The sequence below is a fragment of the Paraburkholderia humisilvae genome, assembly GCF_902859855.1.
GTDB classification, from domain to species: Bacteria; Pseudomonadota; Gammaproteobacteria; order Burkholderiales; family Burkholderiaceae; genus Paraburkholderia; species Paraburkholderia humisilvae.
Map to the genome: position 1 here is coordinate 23,572 of NZ_CADIKH010000055.1, position 17,967 is coordinate 41,538.

Below are 17,967 nucleotides of genomic sequence, written 5' to 3' on the forward strand. Positions count from 1 at the left end.
TGACTATCGGTTCTGGAGTGGATTCATGCACAGCGTGGCTGATCACTGCGCGCCTTCGCGAGCAGTGCCTTGCCCGCGCGCGATACGTTCGGTCGTCCGATCGACGTCGAGATGAAGTCACCGATCTCGACGACCTGCGCGAGATCGACGCCGGTCTCGATGCCAAGGCCGTTCATCAGATAGAGCACGTCTTCGGTCGCGACATTGCCGGTTGCGCCTTTTGCGTAAGGGCAGCCGCCCAGCCCGGCGACCGACGCGTGAAAGATCGCGATGCCTTCCTGCAGCGCGGCGTAGATATTCGCGAGCGCCTGACCATAGGTGTCGTGGAAGTGGCCGGACAGACGCTCGTGCGGAAAGACCTGCGTGACCGCCGCGAACACCTCTTTGGTGCGCCTGGGCGTGCCGACGCCGATCGTGTCGGCAATGTCGATTTCGTCGCAGCCGAGCGCGGCGAACCGCTCAACGACGTCGACGACCGACGCGACCGGCACTTCACCCTGGTACGGGCAGCCGAGCGAACACGAGACGCTGCCGCGCAGCCGCAGTCCCTGCTCTTTTGCCGCATGCGCGACTGGCGCAAAACGCTCGATGCTCTCGGCGATGCTGCAGTTGATGTTCTTCTGCGAGAACGCTTCGCTGGCCGCCCCGAAGATCACGATTTCGTCGGCGGCCGCGGCGAGCGCACCTTCGAAGCCGCGCATGTTCGGCGTGAGCACCGAGTAGAGGGTGCCTGCGCGACGCTCGACGCCGGCCATCACCTCTGCGGCGTCCGCCATTTGCGGCACCCATTTCGGCGATACGAACGACGTGGTTTCCACGTTCGGAAACCCGGCTGCCGACAGCCGATTGACGAGTTCAATCTTGACGGCGGTCGGCACTTGCGCCTTCTCATTCTGCAGTCCATCGCGCGGACCGACCTCGACGATCTTGACCGATTGCGGGATTGCCATGTCGTTTCTCCTGCCGCATTGCGCGGTGTGTCGGGTGGTTCAGTGGCGCGGTCAGTAGCCGCGCGCGATGTCGACGATGCCGGTGATCGGTTCGTCGCGCATCAACGCGGCGATCTTCTGCGCGATCTGCGCGACACTTTCGGCGCGCAGCGTGAGCGCCGAACTGTGTGGCGTGATCGTGATGCGCGGCTCGCGCCAGAACGGATGATCGACGGGCAACGGTTCTTCGCGGAACACGTCGAGCGTGGCTGCCGCAATCCGGCCACTGCGAAGCGCATCGAGCAGATCACGCTCGACCAGGTGCGCGCCGCGCGCAACGTTGATCAGGTATGCCCCATTCGCGAGCTTCGCGAATGTCCCGGCATTCAGCACGTCGCGCGTTTCCGGCGTATGCGGCAGCAGATTGACGAGCACCTTGACGCCGTCGAGGAACGTGTCGAACTGCGACGGGCCGGCGTAAGTCGCGATGCCGTCGATGCGCCGGGCGCTGCGGCTATAGCCGCGCACCGGCAATCCGAACGACGCGATAGCCTGCGCGACATGCGCGCCGAGCACACCGAGTCCCAGCACGCCGACGGTAAACGATTCGCGCGGGTGCGGGTCGAGCACGTGCCAGCGGTGTTCCGCTTGCAACTGTGCGTATTCGTCAAAGCGGCGCAGGTAGCGCAACACCGCATGGACGACATACTCGGCCATCTGCCCGGCCATGCCGCTGTCTTCCAGCCGCACCAGCGGCACATCGGATGGCAAGGCGCCCGGTCGCTCACGTTCGAGTGCGAGAATCGCATCAACTCCCGCGCCCAGGTTGAACACCGCCCGCAGGCTGTTGCGGCCCGCCAGCATGTCACACGGCGGGCGCCAGACAATCGCGAAATCGGCCGGTGCGTGGTCGCCGGGTTGCCATGCGCGCAGGTCGGCTTCAGGCAACACACGTTGCAGATCGGCGAGCCAGACGGCGGCATCCGATTGCGGCGTGTAGAACAGAATCTTCATGCGAGCAACTCGTGGTGGGTCGACCAGCCGTCGTGATGGCGCGTGTCCGTGGTCAGCTTGACCGCAGAGTTCGTTCGATCGTCACGGCGCACGTGGCGCCCGCTTCGAACGGCGTCTCCTGGAAAGCGAACTGCGGCACGGGTCGGTCGGGACCGGTCTTTTATTGGATGAGTGTCATTCTACTTTTTTCGGGCACCCGTGCATTTTGCCGGCAACGTCAGTGACGGAGCCACACGATGTAGGGACGCGTTTGGCGTTCGCCCGATATCCAAAGCACGAAAAATTGGTTCGATTGAGTGAGCTTGCACGCCACAATGATTTCTCCGACCCCGGTAGCGAGGAAAGAATCATGTTTTCATGCAGGACATCGTTGTGGCCACCCCGGCTTGTGACGGTACCGGGCTTGCATGGCAGCGAGGACGCGCACTGGCAAACATGGCTCGAGCGGCAGTTTGCGCGTTCGTTGCGGGTCGAGCAGGCGGACTGGGATGCGCCGAACCTCGAGCGATGGGCTCAGTCGGTGAACGATTTTCTTGCACAGCAGCGTGGTCCATTTGTGCTGGCCGCGCATAGCTTCGGTTGCCTTGCAGCCGCGCACGCGCTGCAGCGGCGCGCGCAACGCGCGAGCTCCGCCGATGTGGTGGGCGTGCTGTTCGTCGCGCCCGCAAGCCCGCGGAAGTTTGCATTCGCAGGTGCGTTTGACGCGTCGCGCGTTGCCGTTGCGTCCATTCTGGTCGGCAGCGAAACGGACCCATGGATGCCACTCGCGGAAGCACGCGAACTTGCGCAACGCTTCGGCAGTGCATTCGTGAACCTCGGTGACGCGGGGCATATCAACACGGCCGCGGGCTTTGGCCCGTGGCCGCGCGCAAAGTACCTCGTGGATACGCTGGCGCACTGCGCGGCGCCACTGCGGTTTCATGACGATACCGACCCGTTCGTGCAGGCTTCACAGGCCGTTGCCTGACCGTACGGCGGTCAGAACCAGTGGAACCCCTTCGCGATCATCGTGCAGACGCCGACGAGCCCTGCCCAGGTGAGATGAAAATCGGACCGCTGAGACCGACGGATATCTTTGATGTCGCTGCGCAACGATTTGATATCTTCATGAACATGATCGAGAGATGTTTCGACGCGCGTGGTACGTGTTTCCATAGCTTTTTCTCCAAATTGACGCAACCGACCAGAGGGCTTTTCGTTTGCAGTGTGATTCATTGATTTCGAAAACATAGCCTACCTTTTTCTTCTCCTAAGCTGTGCTGTTTCTAACGAGAAAAACAGCAGATCAGCAACCGATAAACACGGAGACAAAAGCTGCCCGCCGTACCCTTCGCAACTCGCGATGAAAAATATCGTACGGTATGCTGATCGATATCGGAAGTCAGCCGAATGGCATAGGCGAACATCAGGCAGGTATCAGAAAGACAAAGGCCGCCTTGCCAGGCGGCCTCATTGTTTTCGCGCAGCGTCGCGCAAGTGCAAGCCGCATGCGTGCGCATGCGGTTCAGCACCGGTCAGCTTGGCATCGAGCGGCCTTCATCGCGATGTTCGCAGGCGTGTTCCGCGCGTGGTATCTGCTGCGCCGTTTCCGCTCGCATGCCAACACGCGCGAGCAGTTTGCGGTCCGCTTCTGCTTGCGGATTGCTGGTCGTGAGCAACTGATCGCCATAGAAAATCGAATTCGCACCCACGAAGAAACACATCGCCTGCAACGCGTCGTCCATTTGCTCGCGACCCGCGGAGAGCCGCACCATCGCGCGCGGCATCGTGATTCGCGCGATCGCGATGGTGCGCACGAACTCGAACGGATCGATGGCTTCGGTGCCGGTGAGCGGTGTGCCTTCGACCTGCACCAGATTGTTGATCGGCACCGACTCCGGGTACGGCTCCATGTTCGCCAGCTGCGTGATCAGGCCCGCGCGTTCGCGACGCGATTCACCGAGGCCGACAATGCCGCCGCAGCATACGTTGATGCCGGCATCGCGCACACGCTCGAGCGTGTCGAGACGGTCCTGGTACGTGCGCGTCGAGATGATCTGGCCGTAGAACTCCGGCGACGTGTCGAGGTTGTGGTTGTAGTAGTCGAGGCCCGCTTCGGCGAGGTCTTGCGCCTGATGCGGTTCCAGCATGCCGAGCGTCACACAGGTTTCGAGCCCCATCGCCTTCACGCCGCGGATCATCTCCTTGATTGGTTCGAGGTGGCGGTCTTTCGGATTGCGCCATGCGGCGCCCATGCAAAAGCGCGTCGCGCCGTTCTCTTTCGCGGTGCGTGCGGCGGCGAGCACCTCGTCGACCGGCATCAGCTTGTCGGCCTTCACACCGGTGTCGTAGTGGACCGACTGCGGGCAGTACGCGCAATCTTCCTCGCAGCCGCCGGTCTTGATCGACAGCAGCGTCGACAGCTGCACAGCGTTCGGGTCGAAGTGTTCGCGATGTACTTGCTGCGCGCGAAACAGCAGGTCGTTGAGCGGCAGCTCGTATAGCGCGACCACGTCAGCGACGCGCCAGCGAGCGCGCGGCGCGGCGTCGGTCGGTCCAGCGCCGGCCGACGCGGGCGCCGAAGTAGCCTGAGACGTTGCCTGAGTTGTCGGTTGAGTCATCGGTTCAATCCTCGTGGATGGATTCGCAGGAAGCTGGCGGCTGCACCGCGCACAGCGTTTGTAAAAGGCCCGCAATGTCGAGCTGGCCGGCCGCCACATCGGGCGAAGCCGGTTGCAGATGCGGCACGATGCCGACGAGCGGCACGTCGTACTGTCGGGCGAGGCGCTCGCGTATCGCATCGATGTTTTCGTCGGCGAAACGCATGGCCGGGTCGACACGGTTTGCAACCCAGCCGGCAATGCGCAGTCCGCGCGCGGCGATCGCCTCGGCCGTCAGCAGTGCGTGGCTGATGCACCCGAGGCGCATGCCGACCACGAGCAGCACTGGCAGGTTCAGCGCGCAGGCGAGGTCGGCGGTATCGTGTGCGTCGTCGAGCGGCACGCGAAAGCCGCCAACGCCCTCGACGACCACGATATCCGCGGCGCGCAACGCTTGCCGATGGCAGTCGACGATATGCGCGATATCGAGCGCGATCTGTTCCTGTGCCGCGACGATATGCGGCGCGGCCGGCTCCTTTAGCAGATACGGCGTGCGTATCGCGGGCGGAAGCGGCGTATTGGCGGCGGCGTCGAGCTGGTCCGCGTCCTCGTTGTGCCAGACGCCGTCGCGCTCGAACGCACCGGCCGCGACCGGTTTCATCGCGGCCGCGCGCAAGCCCTTGCGGGCAAAGCCGCGCAGCAGCGCCGCCGATACAAGCGTTTTGCCGATCTCGGTGTCGGTGCCGGTGACGAACAGCGACAAGGCAGACAATTGCGCGCCGTTCACGATCGTGCTCCCGGCAGCACGGAAAACGCGGCTTCCAGCCGGTCGAGATCCGTGTGCGAGTGCGCGGCCGACAGCGAAATGCGCAGCCGCGACGTGCCCTCGGGCACGGTCGGCGGCCGGATCGCGGGCACCCAGAGACCGGCGCGATCGAGCGCGGCGGCGATATCGAGCGTCGCGTCGTTGGCGCCGATGATGAGCGGCTGCACGGCGGTATCCGACTCGATCGGCAGCCACGGCGTGGCCTTCAGCAGCATGCGCGTGCGTTCGATCAGCGTGCGCAGATGAGCGCGCCGCGCGTCGCCCTCGTCGCCGGCGATGAGGCGCAGGCTGGCCGACACCGCGTGCGCGGCGGCCGGGACCGACGCGGTCGTGAAAATGTAGGGGCGCGCTCGCTGCACGAGCCATTCGATGACCGTCTCGTGTGCGACGACAAATGCGCCGGAGACGCCCGCTGCCTTGCCGAGTGTGCCGATCGACACGAGGTTCGGCGAGCGCAGCCCGGCATGGGCGAGCGCGCCGCGCCCTTGCGGGCCGAGCACGCCGAAGCCGTGCGCGTCGTCGACCACCAGCCACGCGCCATGCCGTTGCGCAAGCTCGACGAGGCGCGCGAGCGGCGCGAGATCGCCATCCATGCTGAACACGCTATCGGTGACGATCAGCTTCGCCGGTGCGTCGCACGCGTCGAGCATGGCGGCGAGCGTTTCGGCATCCGCATGCGGATAGATTTGCACGTCGGCGCGCGATAGACGCGCGCCGTCGATCAGCGACGCGTGATTCAGCGCGTCCGAGAAGAGCATCGTGCCACGGCCCGCGAGCGCGGTCAGCGCCGCGAGGTTTGCCATATAGCCCGTGCTGAAATACAGCGCACGCGGCGCGTCGGAAAAGCCGCCGGCAAATTCGGCGAGGTCGTCTTCGAGCTGCGCATGCGCGCGCGAATGGCCGCCTAGCAAATGCGAACCGCCGCTTCCGGCGCCGTAGCGACGCGCGCCTTCGACGAGCGCCGCCACCAGCAGCGGGTGAGCGGCAAGACCCAGGTAATCGTTGCTCGCAAAACCGATGACGTCGCGGCCGTCGACCGTCATATGCGCGGAGCACGGGCTGTCGGCAATTCGCCGGCGACGGCGGAGCCCTTGCGCATCAAGCTCCGCGAGTCCGCGTTCGAGCCGCTCGAGCAACGCCATCAGCGACCCTCCGCGACGGTCGCGTCGAAGATCTCGAGCGTGCGCGTGGCTAGCCATTCGAGCTCCGCGGAATCCAGCACATAGGGCGGCATCAGGTAGACGGTCGTGCCGATCGGGCGCAGCAGCACTTCGCGTTGTAGCGCGTGCTCGAAAAAGCGACGCGCAAAGGTCTTCGCGGCACGCGGGTCTTCGATGGCGGCGTCGAACGCGAAGATCGTCCCGCATTGGCGCAGGTTGCGCGCATGCGGATGCTGCGCAAGCGGTTCGAGCGCGGCACGCAGTCGAGCCGACTTCGCGGCGTTGACGGCGAGCACGTCGTCGCTCGCGAACAGGTCGAGTGTGGCAAGCGCCGCGCGACACGCGAGCGGGTTGCCCGTATAAGAGTGCGAGTGCAGGAAGCCGCGCGTCGTGTCGTCGTCGTAGAACGACTCAAAGATCTCGTCACGCGACAACACGATCGACAACGGCAGATAGCCGCCGCTGATGCCCTTGGACAGGCACAGAAAATCCGGCCACACGCCGGCCTGTTCGCTCGCGAAGAAAGTGCCGGTGCGCCCGCAGCCGACTGCGATTTCATCGGCGATCAGATGGACGCCGTAGCGGTCGCACAGCGCGCGCAAGCCGGCGATATACGACGGATCGTGCATCGCCATGCCGGCCGCGCACTGCACGAGCGGCTCGACGATCAACGCTGCGATATTGGCGCTGCGCGCTTCGAAAAGCATGCGCACGTTGTCGAGCGCGTGCCGCGCGACATCGGCGGCCGTTTCGCCATCACGCGCATGGCGCGCATCCGGCGACGTGACCACATGCGCGTGACGGACCAGCGGATCGTACGCGTCCCTGAAAAGCGCGACATCGGTCACCCCGAGCGCGCCGATCGTTTCGCCGTGGTATCCGTTCGCGACGCAAACAAACTCGCGCTTGAAGTCGTAGCCGCGGTTGCGCCACGTGTGAAAACTCATCTTCAGCGCGATCTCGACGGCGGATGCGCCATCGGATGCGAAGAATGCGTGGCCGAGCGTGTGTCGCGTCAGCGCGGCGAGCCGTTCGGCCAGTTCGACCGCGGGTTCGTGCGTGCAGCCGGCGAGCATCGCGTGTTCGAGCGTGTCGAGCTGCTGTTTCAGCGCCGCGTTGATGCGCGGATTCGCGTGGCCGAACAGATTGACCCACCACGAACTGATCGCGTCGAGATAACGCCGGCCGGCGCGATCGTACAGCCACGGACCCTGGCCGCGCGCGATCGGCAAAAGCGGCAACTGCTCGTGGTGTTTCATCTGCGTGCACGGATGCCAGACGGCGCGCAGGCTTCGTGCGACCCAGTCGTCAGCCTCGGTCGCGTTGATCGTTGCGTGGGTTGTTCTGCGGGTTGCTTGCGTTTCCAAAAACCACTCCGGGCAAAACGCGTGCAGGCGGCGCGGGCGCGAACCGTGCACGGTCATACGAATGCAAAAAGGGCGAAACGGGGCGCTCAGGTATCGCTCAGGCTCCGCTCAAGCAGCCCTCAAGCACCCCTCAAGCGCCCCGACAACACGCGGCGAGCGCGGGCGAGGCTGTGAGATTAACGCGTAATCAGGCGCAATGCACCAAGTGAAAATTGTCGGACGGTGCTCGGGGAGAGCTTGATTTGTAACGGTTTTTCGACGATCGAAGCAGCTTCGCGCGGATCGCTTCCGAAGGACGCAAATCGATGCAGTTGACGACGACAGAGTGACCAGCCCGTACGGAAAGATTTGTCGCGCCGAACGCACTGTCGCGCGCCAGCCCATCCCGGCGGGCGCAGAGCGGAAGCAACGCGGGGTAAAGACAAATGAAAAAGGCGCAATCGAGTTGCGCCTGTCGTTGAAACCGTCGCGGAACGCCGCGCCGAAGATCGTTCAGATCAATTGCTCGCGAGCGCCGGCTTGCTGTCGTGCTTCGGATTGCTGCTGTCGTTGCCGTTGCCGTTTTCGACGGTTTGCGTATCGGCCGAGCGCTGCTTCCAGACCACGGTATCGTTCACCGCGTACAACCGGCACGGGTCGCTGCTTTGCTTCTGGCAATTCGACACGGCCACCGCCATCGGGTCGTCGCCGCCTTCGGCCCACGACCACGCGCCCGACGCCGACACCGCGAACGCGCGGCTCGGGTACTGATGCAGGAAGTTGCGGTAGCCGTTGCGGCCCGCATCGTCGATAAAGGGCACGGAATTGACTGAATCGACCGCCGCGAAGTCGGTCGCTTTCGGCTCCGAGGGTTCCGACACCTGGTATTGAATGCGCGTGGGCATGCCGACGCGCGCGAGGAAGCGTTCGACCGACGGCCACCAGATATGCACGCCGTCACGGTCGCCGACGAGGCGATGCGCATCGTTCTTGTACATGCCGAAATCGACCATCTTCGAAGTCGCGCCATGCGCGTCGTACGCGGTGTACATCTGCGAGACGAGTTCAGGCGACCAGATCGAGTCGTTATCGCCATACAGCCACAGCGAGGGCACGTGCACCTTTTCGCCGTACGTGCCGAATGCGCGGGTCAGATTGCCCTGCCAGTCGGTGCACGCATCCTGCCGCAAGCCGCCCGAAAAATTGATCAGTCCGCGCACGCCCGGCGCGGCCTGCGCGCCGTATGCGATGGTCGCGAGGCCGCCGTGCGAGGTGCCGGCGACCACGATGTGCTGCCCGTCGACGTACGGTTGTTTAGACATGTAGTCGACTGTCGACGCGACGTCCGCGGCCTGGCTCATGCCGTTGCGTTCGACGTCGCAGCCGTCCTGCACGTACGTGCCGCCCGACTGCGCGAAACCCTGCCGGTTCGGCGCGACCACCACGTAGCCGCGCCGCACGAACTCACGTGCGAACGAGACGGGATCGCTGCGCGCCTGCGAGCGCGGGTCGCCGTGAATCTTGCCGTGGTTGAAGACAACCAGCGGGAACGGCCCCGGGCCGTCGGGCTTGTAGACCGTCGTTTGCAATGTGATCGTGCCGTCCGCGCCGCCGGGAATACCGATGACCTCTTCGTTCATATGAACGGTCGGCAGATAGTGGTCGTCATCGAGCGCGATACGCGGCACGGTGGCGTTCGAGAGCGGGCCACCGTCGACGTCCGTGGTCGTGCCTGCCTGCGCAGCCGCCGTTGCGGCCAGCGCTGCGCACGCCACAACCATCGCACACCCCGTTCGGATCTTCCTGAACATCATCCGCTTTACCCGCTTCCAAATAACGCCTGAATATTGCCTGCCCGGTGTGAACGATTTGCCTGTGCGGCGCGGATGCGCTGCAAAAAGACAAAAAAAGTTCACCTGCGTGTCGAACAAGCGTTCGCACGCTGATCAAATCGCACCGAGTGAATCGCAAACTTAAGTCGACGCCACCCCACACGCCGATGACGAGCGTCGCGCGATGTCGTCTGAAACACGCCGCGCACGAGTGGAAAAGCGCTCTGCAACGGTGTGTCCGGACATCATGCGGGGGCGGTGTATCCGCGCCTCCGCAACGGACGTTCAAGACTATGGCTCGATCCTGGCACGACAATTTCCCTTTGCGCAATTCAGTACAAACCCCTGCCGTACGAATTGCCGTTGCGGAATGTGGTATGCGGCCGCGCGAACCGCGCCCCTGCTGGCTGCGCGTAAAAGTTGCGGCCCGTGGACGTCGCGGACAACCAACAATCTTTGCTGCGAAAAAATGGCGATTTAAAGGGAACGGTCCCGAATGCCGAGTTATGTTAGTTCAGTGAACCGAAACAAATCTGTAATAAATGCGTGAAGTCAGCGATCGCTTACCACGCCGTCGACATAGCGCCAGCGTCCATCGTCGCCACGCACGAATCGGCTCGATTCCTCGAGCCGATGGGCCCGCCCGCCGAGTTTGTAACGTGCGACGAAGTCGACTTCGGCATGCGTGTCATCGACAGTCGCGAAGCGTTTGATTTGCAGACCAAGCCAGCGTGGCGCGTCCGGCGCCGACGGGTCGACGTCCAGGTCGGCTGGGCAGGTGTGTGGCGCCCACGTTGCGCGCAGGTAGTCGGTATCGCCGAGCACGTACGCGCTATACCGTGAGCGCATCAGTTCGAGCGCGGTGGGCGCGGGCACATCACCATCGAGATAGCGACCGCAGCACTCGGCAAAGCATGGTGCCTGTGCCGGGGGGGCGCGCCGTCCATGGGCCGGTTCGGGCGCGGCGCCGCCGCATGGGCATGTGGCCGCCCGTTGCGCCTTCGGTGCGGTGTTTCCGGTTGCGCGGGTTGTCATCGTGTCAGTTCAGTCCGCGGGCGATCAGGATCTTCTGGATGTCGCTCGTGCCTTCATAGATCTGGCACACGCGCACATCCCGATAGATGCGTTCGACTGGGAAGTCGCTTAGATAGCCGTAGCCGCCATGGATTTGCAGAGCCGCCGAGCAGATGCGTTCGGCGGCTTCCGATGCGAACAGTTTCGCCATCGCGGCTTCGGTGAGGCAGGGCAGCCCGGCGTCTTTCAACGATGCCGCGTGCCAGATCAACTGCCGCGCCGCTTCGAGCTGCGTCGCCATGTCGGCGAGCCGGAACTGCACGGCTTGGTGTTCGAAAAGCCGCTGGCCGAAGCTCTCGCGTTCTTTCGCGTAGACGAGCGCCGCTTCGAGCGCCGCGCGCGCCATGCCGACACTTTGCGCGGCGATGCCGATGCGACCGCCTTCGAGCCCGGACAGTGCGATCTTGTAGCCCTCGCCTTCGTTGCCGATCAGGTTGTCCGCCGGCACGCGGCACTGCTCGAACACGATTTGCGCGGTATCCGAAGAGTGCTGGCCAAGCTTTTCCTCGACGCGTGCAACGACGTAGCCTGGCGTCCTGGTTGGCACGATAAACGCGCTGATGCCCCGCTTACCGGCGTCGCGGTCGGTGACGGCCATCACGATCGCGACGTCGCCGTTTTTGCCGCTCGTAATGAACTGCTTGACGCCATTCAACACATACGCGCTGCCGTTATCGACGCGCTGCGCCGTGGTGCGCAGCGCCGACGCGTCGGAACCGGCCTGCGGTTCGGTCAGACAGAACGCACCGAGCATGTCACCGCGAGCAAGCGGCGTCAGCCAGTCGCGCTTTTGCGCGTCATTGCCATACGTGAGAAGAATGCTGCACACCGGGCAGTTGTTGACCGAGATTGCCGTCGACGTGCCGCCGTCACCTGCTGCGATTTCCTCGATAATCACCGCCAGCGCCAGCGCGTCGAGACCCGCGCCGCCCCACGTGTCCGGCACGAGCACGCCGTAGGCGCCGAGTTCGGCGAGCCCTTTGTGCACGTCGGCAGGGAAGGTGCGGTCGCGATCCCATTGCGCGGCGCGCGGCACGATTTCATCGCGCACGAAGGTACGTACCGCGTCGCGGATCATCAAGTGATCCTGATCGAGCACCATGGGTGCGTCTCCTGTTCGTTGCCGGGCACGCGCCAGCCGGCCTGTCGATACTGTCTCGCGAATTCCCAGCCGATGCCGCGTGACGCGCCGACGATCAACACGGTTTTCATGCAGTCTCCGTTGCTCCCGCGCCGTCGCGTTAGAGCAGTTCGACGCCCATTGCCGTGGCTTCGCCACCGCCGATGCATAGGCTCGCGACGCCGCGTTTGAGCCCGCGATGCTTCAATGCGCCCAGCAGCGTGACAAGAATGCGCGCACCCGATGCGCCGATCGGATGACCGAGTGCGCAGGCGCCGCCGTGCACATTGACTTTCGCGTGCGGCAAGCCGTGCTCCTTCATTGCCGCCATCGTCACGACCGCAAACGCTTCGTTGATCTCGTACAGGTCGACGTCGCCCGCGCGCCAGCCATTCCTGTCGAACAGTCTGCGCAGCGCGCCGACCGGTGCGGTCGTGAATTTCGCCGGTTCCTGAGCGAACGTCGCATGGCCGACCACGCGCGCAAGCGGGGTGACGCCAAGGCGTTGCGCAGTCGACGCGCGCATCATCACGAGCGCCGCGGCGCCATCTGAAATGGACGATGAGTTCGCCGCCGTCACCGTGCCGGTTTTGCTGAAGGCGGGCTTGAGCGACGCAATCTTGTCGGGATGGGCCTTGAACGGCTGCTCGTCACGTTCGACGAGCACCTCGCCCTTGCGGCTCGTCACCTTGACCGGCGCGATTTCCCACGCGAACGAACCGTCTTCGTTTGCGCGTTTTGCGCGTGTCAGCGATTCGACCGCAAACGCGTCCTGCGCTTCGCGCGTGAAATCGAACGACGCTGCGCATTCCTCGGCGAACGTGCCCATCAGCCGGCCTTTGTCGTACGCGTCTTCGAGGCCGTCGAGAAACATATGATCGAGCACCTGGCCGTGGCCCATCCGCATGCCGCCGCGTGCCTTCGGCAGCAGGTACGGCGCGTTCGTCATGCTCTCCATGCCGCCCGCGACGATCACGTCGGCCGAGCCCGCAGCCAGCATGTCGTGCGCAAACATCGCCGCACGCATCCCGGAGCCGCACATCTTGTTGACAGTCGTGCAGCCGGTCGCGAGCGACAGGCCTGCGCCGAGTGCCGCCTGACGCGCCGGCGCCTGACCCTGGCCGGCGGGCAGCACGCAGCCCATCACGGCTTCATCGATCTGCCCGGGTTTGAGCCCGGCGCGCTGCACGGCCGCCTCGATCGCGGCCGCGCCGAGCTGCGGCGCGCTGAGCGCCGCGAAATCGCCCTGAAACGCCGCCATCGGCGTGCGCGCAGCGGCAACGATGACGATCGGATCGGTTGTCTCACTCATGTTTCAGCTCCTTGATCACGCCACGGACGACCGCGGGCACGTCGCCGAGCTTCGCGGCATCGGCGACGACCATGTCGTTTTCCGCTTCAAGCGCGTGACTTGTCGACACGGCGGCCACGCACTGTTCGTAAGTGGCTTCGAGCGAATCGATATCGGCGATCGTCATGCCAAGGTCGCGCACGCGGCCATCATGCACGCCGTAAACCCAGCCGTGAATGGTTAGATCCTGGCCGCGCGCCCATGCGTCGGTGATGATCGTCGTGCGGCATACGTTGACCACCTGTTCGATCGTATTCAGTTCGACAAGGCGCCGGTGCCGCGCCTCACCGATCGGCCACTGCTCGAGCAGGTCGGCGTGCTTCGCGCGCACGTCCTGCACGTGATGCAGCCAGTTGTCCGCGAGGCCGACACGCCGGCCGAGCAGCGCGGCCCCGACGCCCGAGCACCCGTAGTGGCCGACCACGAGGATGTGCTTGACCTTCAGCAGGTCGACTGCGAACTGAATGACCGACAGACAATTCAGATCGCTGTGCACGACGACGTTGGCGATATTCCGGTGCACGAACACCTCGCCCGGCGGCAAACCGATAATCTGATTCGCCGGCACGCGGGAATCCGAGCAGCCGATCCACAAATACTCAGGCGTTTGCTGATGCGCGAGACGCGAGAAGTAGTCGGGGTCTTCGGACAGCTTTCGGTTCACCCACGCCTCGTTGTTGTCGAACAGATGCGCGAGCGGGTGAGGAGCGGAAGTAGCGTTGGTAGTCATGATCGGTCGAAGCCGTGATGAGGACCGGCGTGCCGGTCCGTTGGGGGTGCGATGCCAGGCCGCCGGGCGGGCGGCGCCGGCGTAGTCGTTCGGGTGCGTGCTGCATGCGTTCGCTCATGCGACGTCTCACGCGGCACGCACGGCCGGATCGGCCGTGTTCGTACTGGCCGCGAAGCGCTCCGGATAGCGGTTGCGAAACCGCAGCGCGCGGTCATACGGATAAAAGTCGGGCAGTTCGCCTTTGAGAATGTGATCCTTGTGCCGCTGCCACAGCACAGGATCGAAAAAATCCGCGTGATGCCGGATAAAAGACTTGCGCACGCGTGGGTCGCCCAGCAAAAACGTGCCGTAGGTCTCGGGAAAGATGTCGTGCTGACCGACCGTATACCACGGCTCACCGGACATCTCGTCTTCGTCGTTGCGCGGCGGAGGCACCGCCCGCACATTGCAGTCGGTCAGATACTCGATCTCATCGTAATCGTAGAACACCACGCGGCCGTGGCGCGTGACGCCGAAGTTCTTGTACAGCATGTCGCCCGGAAAGATATTTGCCTGCATCAGTTCCTTGACCGCGTCGCCATATTCCTTGATTGCGTGGTCGATGTCGTCGTCCGTGCCGCTTTGCAGGAACAGATTGAGCGGCACCATGCGACGCTCGATGTACAGGTGCTCGATCACGAGGTTGTCGCCTTCGTATTCGAGTAGCGACGGCACTTCTTTCCGCAACTCGCGCAACAGCGCGTCGTCGATGCGCGACAGCGGCAGCGCGACGCTCGAATATTCGAGCGTGTCGGCCATCCGGCCGAGCCGGTCGTGACGTTTGACGAGCTGATACTTCTCCTGGATTTGCGCGCGTGTCGTGTCCTTCGGCGGCGGAAAGTGATCCTTGATCAGCTTGAACACATACGGAAACGACGGCAGCGTGAATACCAGCATCACGAGGCCCTTGATGCCGGGCGCAATGGTAAACAAATCGCTCGAGTGCGACAGATGATGCAACAGGTCGCGATAGAACAGATTCTTGCCCTGCTTCTGCAAGCCGACTGATGTGTAAATTTCCGCCTTTGGCTTGCCCGGCATGATCGTGCCGAGAAACTCGATAAACGCGGACGGCACTTCCATGTCGACCAGGAAATACGAATGCGAAAAGCTGAAGATGATCAGCAACTGCTCGCGTTTGAGCAGCACGGTGTCGAGCGCGAGCAGGCCCGGCCGCACATGATGGATCGGTATCGCGAACGGCACCAGCAGATCGCCGTTGATCACGCGCCCGACGATATACGCGGCCTTGTTCCGGAAGAACAGCGACGACAGCACGTGAATCTGGAAGTTGGGCGCCTCGGCGAATGGGCCGAATGTGTCGTGAATCGACTGCAGCACGCAGCCGACGTCGCGCGCCAGGTCCTGGAACGGCGGGTTGAGCTGGAAATTCGTGACGATGCGCTCGAGCGTTTCGGCAAAGCCGTCCTTACCCGGGTAATACGCGCGATACGTCGGCTTGGCGGCGGGTTCGTCGTTTTCGATGTATTCGGTCGAAATCGCCGGACGCACGAATATGAAGTCGTTGTTGAAATACGAGCGGTGCAGAATCTTGCAGCAAACGGAATTGAAGAACGTCTCCGCGCATTCCGGCTGCCGGTGCGAAGTCAGCAGGCCGATATAGTGCAGCTTGATCTGCTGCCAGACTTCATTGTCGATATTTTCCGCGTCGTATTCGTCTTCGAGCCGCTCGACACACTCCGTCACGCGCTCGTCGTATGACGTGATGCGTTCGCGCGCGAGACGCGCAATGCCGTGCCAGTCCGCCGCTTCAAACAGATCTTTCGCATGGATCGCCGCGTCGCGGAAGATCCGGTAATGCCGGTCGAAACCCTCGAGCATCGCTTGCGCGACATCGAAGCCGATTTGCGATGACAGCAGTTTAGGGAAGTGATTCATGTCGACCGTGCATTCGTTCAATGTCGTGAAGACATCCGACATTGTAGTGTTTGCGCAAGCTTCGGCATCCGCTTCAGGACCGTTCCGGCTGAGCGCCGGTATCGGTGTGATCCGCTTCTTGCTCGTGCTTCTGCTTCTGCTGCGTTTGCCGTTGCGTCCGGGGTTGCGTCTGTATCCCGCCGCGCTCGAGCAGCGCGCGCGCCTGTGCTTCGTATTGCGCGAGATCTTCTAGCGTCGCGTTCAGGTCTTCGCGCTGCCGCTCGAGCACTTCGCGATGACGCACGACGGTCGCGAGAAACGCCTGCAGTTGCGCCACCGTGTCGGTCGGCGATTCATACACATCCAGCAGATCGCGAATCTCGGACAGCGTGAAGCCGAGGCGTTTGCCGCGCAGCGTCAGCTTCAGCCGCGTACGGTCGCGACCGGAATAGACACGACGCAAGCCGCTCGATCCTTCCCGGCTGGGTGAGAGTAAACCCTGATCTTCGTAGAAACGGATCGCGCGCGGCGTGACGTCGAATTCGCGCGCGAGCTCGGTGATCGTGTATTGCACGGGCATTGTTCTGCTTTCCGATGGGGCGGCCCGACGAGCGGCCAGGCATGATCCCGAATTGGACGATAAAATCGACGTTTACGTTATCGTCAACTTGCGCAAAGCGCAACCGCGCCGGGGCGCTACCGCGCTGCTTCGCGCGACAGCGCGGCCGGCCTGCAGGGAACAAGCCTTTTACGATGAATGCACTCGAACATCAACTTGACTACCCGTTTGCCGATGCGCTGCCCGAGCCGGGCACCGTGCATGAAGTCGCCCCCGGTGTGCACTGGCTGCGCATGCCGCTGCCCTTTGCGCTCGACCACATCAACCTGTGGCTGCTGCGCGATGAAATCGACGGGCAGCCCGGCTGGACGGTGATCGATTGCGGTATCGCATCGGACACGATCAAGGCCAGCTGGGAACGCGTGTTCGATACCGTACTCGACGGCTTGCCTGTGCTGCGCGTGATCGTCACGCACTGTCACCCGGATCATCTCGGTCTTGCGCACTGGCTGTGTGAAGGGGGTGACCAGCAGCGTTGGAAGGTGCGTTTGTGGATGACGCTAGGCGAGTATGTGTTCGGTCGCGTGATGGCGGCCGGCGAAGGTTCGAACGCGGGCGGCGACGGTGCTGCGCGGCATTTCGCGCAGCACGGACTCGCGGACCCCGAGTTGCTCGAACAACTGCGCAATCGGAAGAGCTATTACCCAAGCCTCGTGCCCGCGATGCCGGGCCAGTACCGGCGCATGCGTGAAGGCGATGAGCTGGAAATGGGCGGTCGCAGGTGGCGTGTCGTGACGGGATTCGGTCACTCACCCGAACACTGCGCACTGCATTGCGAAGACGCGGGCCTGCTGATTTCCGGCGATATGGTGTTGCCGCGAATCTCGACGAACGTGTCGGTGTTCGATATCGAGCCGGAAGGCAACCCGCTCGCGCTCTATCTGGAGGCGCTGGGACGCTACGAGCCGATGGCGGCCGATACGCTTGTGCTGCCATCGCACGGCAAGCCATTTCGCGGTGTGCGTACGCGTGTTGCGCAGTTGCGCGACCATCACGCGGCACGGCTCGCCGACGTGCGCGCGGCTTGTGCCGAGCAGCCGCGCAGCGCGGCGGATATCGTGCCGCTGATGTTCCATCGCAAGCTCGACCTGCATCAACTGACATTCGCGATGGGCGAGGCGCTCGCCCATCTGCATGTGCTATGGCATGCGGGGGAACTGAAGCGTGTCAAAGGCGCTGACGGCGTGACCCGCTTTCACCCGTGACGGTATGTGCTTTCACGCCGTGTATCGCCGCGACGACTATCCCGGCCGCGGCATGTTTCGCAGCGGTTGGGCGTGGTGCCGCGTTCACGGCTCGCGGCGCAAATACCCTACCTTCGAGGGATCTTTCATCGTGAGCGATACAAGCAGACCGATTGCGCACATCGCAGTGACGTACCAGAAGAACGTCGACTCGATGCCCGCCTGCTTGAGCCACAGCGCGACATATTCAGCCGAGCCGCCGAAGATCGCATTGGCCACCGCATAC

General features: G+C 63.6%; 16 protein-coding genes and 2 pseudogenes. 2 read left to right on the plus strand and 16 right to left on the minus strand.

Translation table 11 applies throughout. The features are described 5' to 3' along the window. Positions 1 to 23: 23 nt before the first annotated feature. Together HV796_RS33230 and HV796_RS33235 are read right to left on the minus strand one after the other, a co-directional pair. Positions 24 to 950, minus strand: coding sequence for a hydroxymethylglutaryl-CoA lyase (locus HV796_RS33230; protein WP_175232137.1), 927 nt, complete (start codon positions 948 to 950; stop codon positions 24 to 26). A gap of 51 nt (positions 951 to 1,001) precedes the next feature. Further along, positions 1,002 to 1,943, minus strand: a complete 942-nt coding sequence (locus HV796_RS33235; RefSeq protein WP_175232138.1) for a 2-hydroxyacid dehydrogenase — start codon at positions 1,941 to 1,943, stop codon at positions 1,002 to 1,004. Between the two features lie 349 nt (positions 1,944 to 2,292). On the opposite strand from HV796_RS33235, the gene HV796_RS33240 reads away from it, so the two are divergent. After that, positions 2,293 to 2,910: an RBBP9/YdeN family alpha/beta hydrolase gene (locus HV796_RS33240; RefSeq protein WP_175232139.1), complete on the plus strand. Its 618-nt coding sequence runs from the start codon at positions 2,293 to 2,295 to the stop codon at positions 2,908 to 2,910. A gap of 11 nt (positions 2,911 to 2,921) precedes the next feature. On the opposite strand, the gene HV796_RS33245 is transcribed toward HV796_RS33240, so the two are convergent. The 13 genes and pseudogenes from HV796_RS33245 to HV796_RS33305 form a co-directional block, all read right to left on the minus strand. Further along, complete coding sequence (locus tag HV796_RS33245) at positions 2,922 to 3,158, minus strand: hypothetical protein (protein WP_175232140.1); 237 nt, start codon at positions 3,156 to 3,158, stop codon at positions 2,922 to 2,924. 299 nt (positions 3,159 to 3,457) lie between these two features. Then, entirely contained in the window at positions 3,458 to 4,543 is a 1,086-nt protein-coding gene (bioB, locus tag HV796_RS33250; protein ID WP_175232141.1) for a biotin synthase BioB, read from the minus strand. Positions 4,544 to 4,547: 4 nt separating this feature from the next. After that, on the minus strand, positions 4,548 to 5,309 hold the full coding sequence (bioD, locus tag HV796_RS33255) for a dethiobiotin synthase (RefSeq protein WP_246356163.1): 762 nt from the start codon (positions 5,307 to 5,309) through the stop codon (positions 4,548 to 4,550). Next, complete coding sequence (gene bioF / locus HV796_RS33260; RefSeq protein ID WP_246356164.1) at positions 5,306 to 6,490, minus strand: 8-amino-7-oxononanoate synthase; 1,185 nt, start codon at positions 6,488 to 6,490, stop codon at positions 5,306 to 5,308. Before bioF ends, bioD begins: the two co-directional genes overlap by 4 nt. Further along, positions 6,490 to 7,875: an adenosylmethionine--8-amino-7-oxononanoate transaminase gene (gene bioA / locus HV796_RS33265; RefSeq protein ID WP_246356165.1), complete on the minus strand. Its 1,386-nt coding sequence runs from the start codon at positions 7,873 to 7,875 to the stop codon at positions 6,490 to 6,492. Before bioA ends, bioF begins: the two co-directional genes overlap by 1 nt. A gap of 497 nt (positions 7,876 to 8,372) precedes the next feature. After that, the gene (locus tag HV796_RS33270; RefSeq protein WP_175232143.1) at positions 8,373 to 9,668 is read right to left on the minus strand and encodes a dienelactone hydrolase family protein; all 1,296 of its coding nucleotides are present in this window, start codon (positions 9,666 to 9,668) and stop codon (positions 8,373 to 8,375) included. Positions 9,669 to 10,238: 570 nt separating this feature from the next. Next, a complete protein-coding gene (locus HV796_RS33275; protein WP_175232144.1) occupies positions 10,239 to 10,721 on the minus strand; it encodes a YchJ family protein in 483 nt (160 codons plus the stop codon). A 4-nt stretch (positions 10,722 to 10,725) separates the two neighbouring features. Then, positions 10,726 to 11,862, minus strand: a complete 1,137-nt coding sequence (locus HV796_RS33280; RefSeq protein WP_175232145.1) for an acyl-CoA dehydrogenase family protein — start codon at positions 11,860 to 11,862, stop codon at positions 10,726 to 10,728. A gap of 26 nt (positions 11,863 to 11,888) precedes the next feature. After that, a pseudogene (locus tag HV796_RS33285) lies at positions 11,889 to 11,972 on the minus strand (SDR family oxidoreductase); the annotation flags it as partial. 29 nt (positions 11,973 to 12,001) lie between these two features. Then, positions 12,002 to 13,192, minus strand: a complete 1,191-nt coding sequence (locus tag HV796_RS33290; RefSeq protein ID WP_175232146.1) for an acetyl-CoA C-acetyltransferase — start codon at positions 13,190 to 13,192, stop codon at positions 12,002 to 12,004. Further along, a complete protein-coding gene (gene can / locus HV796_RS33295; protein WP_175232147.1) occupies positions 13,185 to 13,961 on the minus strand; it encodes a carbonate dehydratase in 777 nt (258 codons plus the stop codon). The genes HV796_RS33290 and can overlap by 8 nt, the downstream gene beginning before the upstream one ends. 126 nt (positions 13,962 to 14,087) lie before the next feature. Beyond that, positions 14,088 to 15,899 (minus strand): bifunctional isocitrate dehydrogenase kinase/phosphatase, encoded by a 1,812-nt coding sequence (aceK, locus tag HV796_RS33300; protein ID WP_175232148.1) that lies wholly within the window; start codon positions 15,897 to 15,899, stop codon positions 14,088 to 14,090. Between the two features lie 73 nt (positions 15,900 to 15,972). After that, positions 15,973 to 16,458: a MerR family transcriptional regulator gene (locus tag HV796_RS33305; RefSeq protein WP_175232149.1), complete on the minus strand. Its 486-nt coding sequence runs from the start codon at positions 16,456 to 16,458 to the stop codon at positions 15,973 to 15,975. Positions 16,459 to 16,631: 173 nt separating this feature from the next. Between HV796_RS33305 and HV796_RS33310 the strand changes: the two genes are divergently transcribed. Beyond that, positions 16,632 to 17,702 (plus strand): MBL fold metallo-hydrolase, encoded by a 1,071-nt coding sequence (locus tag HV796_RS33310; protein WP_175232150.1) that lies wholly within the window; start codon positions 16,632 to 16,634, stop codon positions 17,700 to 17,702. 84 nt (positions 17,703 to 17,786) lie between these two features. Here the strand turns inward: HV796_RS33310 and HV796_RS33315 are convergent. Continuing rightward, a pseudogene (locus tag HV796_RS33315) lies at positions 17,787 to 17,967 on the minus strand (alpha-ketoglutarate permease); the annotation flags it as partial.